Here is a 4,568-nt window from a genome sequence, read left to right on the forward strand (position 1 = left end):
AAAGGGCCAAGTCGTGATCCGGCCGATCATGTACCTCGCGCTGTCCTACGATCACCGCCTGATCGACGGGCGCGAGGCGGTGCAGTTCCTAGTGATGATCAAGGAACTGCTGGAAGACCCGGCGCGGCTTTTGCTCGAGGTTTGAGAGGAATGGAATGGACAAGATTTACCAGGGCGAAGCGGAGTTGTCGCCGATGCCCTTAACGTGCATCGGCGCCACTGAGCGCCCGCACACGGAAGTGCGGGCCGGGGCAAAACGAAATCTCTGTCGCGACGCCAGGGAAGGCGTGCCTGCCGTCCTTGGCGTGACAACAAAAACTTCGATATACACGGCCCCGCCATCCCTGGCGGGGCGCTCGCCGGGACGAAGGCGAGGCGGGGTGGTCGCCGATGCCCTTAACGGGCATCGGCGCCGCCGAACGGGGGCAACGATTTTTGTTGCACCCTGGGCCACAATTAAGTGTCTTCGTCTGTTTCCGGCTCGCCCTGTTAATCCTGTCTAGGGGTTTTATGACTGAGCGATATGACGTTGTAGTGATCGGCGCCGGGCCCGCGGGCTACACCGCGGCGATCCGGGCGGCCCAGCTCGGTCTGAAAGTGGTCTGCGTGGACGATTGGCGCGACACTCAAGACGGCCCCGCTCTTGGCGGGACCTGTCTCAACGCCGGCTGCATCCCTTCCAAGGCGCTGCTCGAGACTTCCGAGCTTTATATCCTGGCGCGCGATCACGGTCCCGCGCACGGCCTCAAGTTCAAGGAGCTCTCCCTCGACCTGGCGGCCATGATGGCGCACAAGGACAAGGTGGTGTCCGAGCTCACGCGCGGCATCGCCACGTTGTTCAAGGCCAACGGCGTGACTTGGATTCCGGGACGTGGAAAACTGTTGGCAAAGAATATCGTGGAGGTTTCGGGAAAATCCGCGCAACAGCTGCAGGCCGAGCACGTGATCTTGGCAAGCGGCTCGACGCCGGTGAACCTCAAGAGCGCTCCGTTCGACGGGCAGCGGATCGTGGATTCGCAGAGTGCGCTGGCGTTCAAGGATGTACCGCGGCGTCTCGGCGTCATCGGCGCCGGCGTCGTCGGGCTTGAGCTCGGCAGCGTGTGGCGACGTCTGGGCAGCGAGGTGCTGCTGCTCGAGGCGCAGGAGACTTTTCTATCCATGGCCGATGAGCAGATCGCGCGCGAGGCGCTGAAGCAGTTCACCGCCCAGGGGCTCAACATCCGTCTTGGCGCGCGTGTGCTCGACAGCCGCATGGAAAAGAGCGCGGTTACGGTACGCTATCAGGACAAAGACGGCGAACACGAGGAAAGCGTGGAGCGTCTCATCGTCGCCGTCGGACGGCGACCCAACACCGATGGCCTTTTCGCCGCGGAAACCGGGCTGCTGCTCGACGAATGGGGCTTCGTGCATGTGGACGAGCACTGCCGCACAAATCTTCCCAACGTGCATGCCGTGGGCGACGTGGTGCGCGGGCCGATGCTGGCGCACAAGGGCATGGAAGAAGGCGTCATGGTTGCCGAGCGTATCGCCGGCCGGCCGGCCTCGGTGGATTATGACGTGGTTCCTTCGGTCATCTACACCCAGCCCGAGATCGCCTGGGTGGGCAAGACCGAGCAGACGCTGAAAAGCGCGGGCGAGCCGTATCGCACAGGCGTGTTTCCGTTCGCCGCGAATGGCCGCGCCAAGGCCATGGGCGAGACGTCCGGGTTCGTCAAGATCCTGGCCGACGCGCGCACCGACCGTGTGCGCGGCGTGCACATGGTCGGCCCGATGTGCTCCGAGCTGGTCGCCGCCGCGGTGCTCGCGATGTCGTTCGGTGCCTCCAGCGAAGACATCATGCTCACGATGTTCGCCCACCCCACGCTTTCAGAAGCCTTTCACGAATCGGCGCTCGCCGTCGCCGGCCGCGCCATTCATCTCGCACAATCGAGGCATCCGAAAACGTAAACTCCGCTGCTGAGCAGCGGATGTTGAGTGAGCGCTGGTAATAACAGTGTGAGTGCGATTCGTCGCCCGGTGGCCGACCGCACGAATCAGCGGCGCAGCGCGCGTCGAGGGGAAAGCGCGCGCTGAATCTGAGCCCGCTCTTTTTCGCCCAAGGCCTCTGACCCTTCGGGCCGAGAGGTCCGATACCTGAAGCATGTCCACTAAATAAAAAGGGCCCCGGAAGGGCCCTTTTTATTTAGTGGCTTTAGTGGCGCGCCCTAGAGGATTCGAACCTCTGACCTTCAGCGTCGGAGGCTGACGCTCTATCCAGCTGAGCTAAGGGCGCGTATTTGTACTATTTATACTATGGTACCACTCGAAATCTGTTAATTCCTTGAGGGCGGTTGTCAATTTAGGTTAAAAAGCTCACCGGACTTCTGCGAAATTCCCCGCCTAGTTCCTAGAATTGTGGGCGCAGGGCGCTTGATCTTGATCATTTCCTGATTGGGACGGGTAGACAAGAATACCCGTCGGAACAAACAGCGTCCATCCTGTGATTTACGAGGGTGTTTTTTCAAAGTGAATATTAGGTTATACTAATACAGCTAAATTCTGGGCTCCGTCACTCGGCGGAGTGAAACTTCAACATTAAACGGGTAGGGTAAACAATGAATGATCGTGCATTTCTGAAATCTTTCGCGGGCCTGATCGTTGCGCTGGTGGCGTTGACGGTTGTCCTCTTCGTCGTCGCGCAAATCATCGGCGGCAAGCCGTCGAAGACCATCGAATCCACGGCCGACGCCAAGGCGCTCGTTGAGCGCATCAAGCCAGTCGGTGAGCTGACTGTCGGTGCGACACCAGTTGCGAGGGCGACCACTGCCACTAATGCGGTGATGGACGCCATCATTCCTTCCGCGAATGCCGCGGGCGCGGATGACAACAAGGGTAAAAAGATCTATGACACCACCTGCATGGCCTGCCACGCCGCCGGTGTCGCCGGTGCGCCGAAACTGGGTGACAAAGCCGCTTGGGCGCCGCGCATTGCCCAGGGCGCCGACACGCTGCACACGCACGCCATCAAGGGCTTCCAGGGTAAGGCTGGCATGATGCCTCCCAAGGGCGGCAACATGGGCCTGAAGGATGACGACGTCAAGGCCGCCGTGGATTACATGGCATCGCAGGCCAAGTAACACTCGTCTGTATCTGTTGTAGAAAAAAGCGGCCGCAAGGCCGCTTTTTTATTTGACTCAGGAAAATGCGCCGCTGCGATCCAGACAGCGATACCGTACCGCCTCCGCCACATGCGCCGGACGGATCATCTCCTCCGCCGCCAGATCGGCGATGGTGCGCGCCACCTTGAGTACCCGATGATACGCGCGCGCGGAAAAACCCAGCCGGTCGATCGCCTGTTCGAGCAGCCGCCGTCCGGCTTCATCCAACCGGCAGGTTTCCTCGATCTGTTTGTTGTTGAGCGTCGTATTGGCGCATCCGCTGCGCTGGATCTGCCGTGCGCGCGCCGTTTCCACCCTCTCCTGCACTTGCGCGGAGGATTCTCCGGCACGCGCCGTTTGGTCCAGCAGCAACTCCCGCGACACCGCCGGCACCTCAATGTGCATGTCGATGCGATCCAGCAGCGGTCCTGAAATGCGCGCGCGATAATTGTTCACCTTGTCCGGCGTGCAATGGCAGCGCCCGGACGGATCGCCGTAGTAGCCGCAGGGACAGGGATTCATGGCCGCGACCAGCTGGAACCGGGCGGGAAATTCCGCCTGCCGCGCGGCGCGCGAGATGGTGATGGCGCCCGACTCCAGCGGCTCGCGCAGCACCTCGAGCACGTGGCGGTCGAATTCCGGCAGCTCATCCAGAAACAGCACGCCATGATGCGCGAGCGAAATCTCGCCCGGTCGTGGATGACTGCCGCCGCCCACGAGCGCCACACCGGAGGCGGTGTGATGCGGCGCACGAAACGGCCGCCGCTTCCATTGGCTCAGGGAAAATTTTTTATGCAGGGACTGGATGGCGGCGGCTTCGAGCGCTTCATCGTCACCCAGGCGCGGGAGAATGCCGGGCAGGCGCAAGGCCAGCATGGTTTTGCCCGCGCCCGGCGGGCCGATCATCAGCAGGCTGTGGCCGCCGGCGGCGGCGATCTCCAGCGCGCGCCGCGCCTGATGCTGGCCTTTGATGTCGTGCAGATCGGGTAGCTCGGAGGATTCGGGCAGAGGCATTTCCGGTTCCTGGCGCGCGAGCAGCTTTTCACCGTTGAGATGTGCCGTCACCTCGATTAGGTGTTTGGCACCGCGGATATCCGCGCCACCCACCAGCGCGGCCTCAAGGGTGTTGGCCGCTGGTAGGATCAGCGCACGCCCGGTCAGGCGCGTCTGCAGCGCCACGGTGAGCGCGCCGAGCACGGGCCGCAGTTTGCCCGTGAGTGCCAGCTCGCCGATGAATTCGTATTGGTCCAGGTCCCGGGTCGAAATCTGCCCGGAGGCGGCGAGGATGCCGATGGCGATGGGGAGGTCGAAGCGCCCACCCTCTTTCGGCAGATCGGCCGGCGCCAGGTTGATGGTGATGCGCCGTGCCGGGAATTCGAAACGCGCGTTTTGCAGCGCCGCCCGCACCCGGTCCTTGCTTTCCATGACGGC

The 4,568-nt window shown here is 62.3% G+C and carries 4 protein-coding genes and 1 tRNA gene; 3 read left to right on the forward strand and 2 right to left on the reverse strand.

Annotated elements, in window-relative coordinates; all coding sequences use genetic code 11:
- The coding region (locus ACC569_RS14000; protein WP_372524150.1) for a 2-oxo acid dehydrogenase subunit E2 at positions 1-145 on the forward strand (145 nt) is incomplete at its 5' end.
- Positions 146-510: 365 nt separating this feature from the next.
- A complete protein-coding gene (lpdA, locus tag ACC569_RS14005) occupies positions 511-1,947 on the forward strand; it encodes a dihydrolipoyl dehydrogenase (protein WP_372524147.1) in 1,437 nt (478 codons plus the stop codon).
- 248 nt (positions 1,948-2,195) lie between these two features.
- Here lpdA and ACC569_RS14010 read toward each other — a convergent pair.
- Positions 2,196-2,272, reverse strand: a tRNA-Arg gene (locus ACC569_RS14010).
- Positions 2,273-2,594: 322 nt separating this feature from the next.
- Between ACC569_RS14010 and ACC569_RS14015 the strand changes: the two genes are divergently transcribed.
- Positions 2,595-3,116, forward strand: coding sequence for a cytochrome c5 family protein (locus ACC569_RS14015; RefSeq protein WP_372524148.1), 522 nt, complete (start codon positions 2,595-2,597; stop codon positions 3,114-3,116).
- Positions 3,117-3,173: 57 nt separating this feature from the next.
- Here the strand turns inward: ACC569_RS14015 and ACC569_RS14020 are convergent.
- A partial coding sequence (locus ACC569_RS14020) for a YifB family Mg chelatase-like AAA ATPase (RefSeq protein ID WP_372524149.1) occupies positions 3,174-4,568 on the reverse strand: 1,395 nt, incomplete at its 5' end.

Source organism: Sulfuricaulis sp., assembly GCF_041499725.1.
In the GTDB taxonomy this organism is placed as follows: domain Bacteria; phylum Pseudomonadota; class Gammaproteobacteria; order Acidiferrobacterales; family Sulfurifustaceae; genus Sulfuricaulis.

Coding starts and splice junctions, on each gene's coding strand:
- ACC569_RS14015 (WP_372524148.1), top strand. CDS start 2,595: ATGAATGATCGTGCATTTCTGAAATCTTTCGCGGGCCTGATCGTTGCG.
- lpdA (WP_372524147.1), top strand. CDS start 511: ATGACTGAGCGATATGACGTTGTAGTGATCGGCGCCGGGCCCGCGGGC.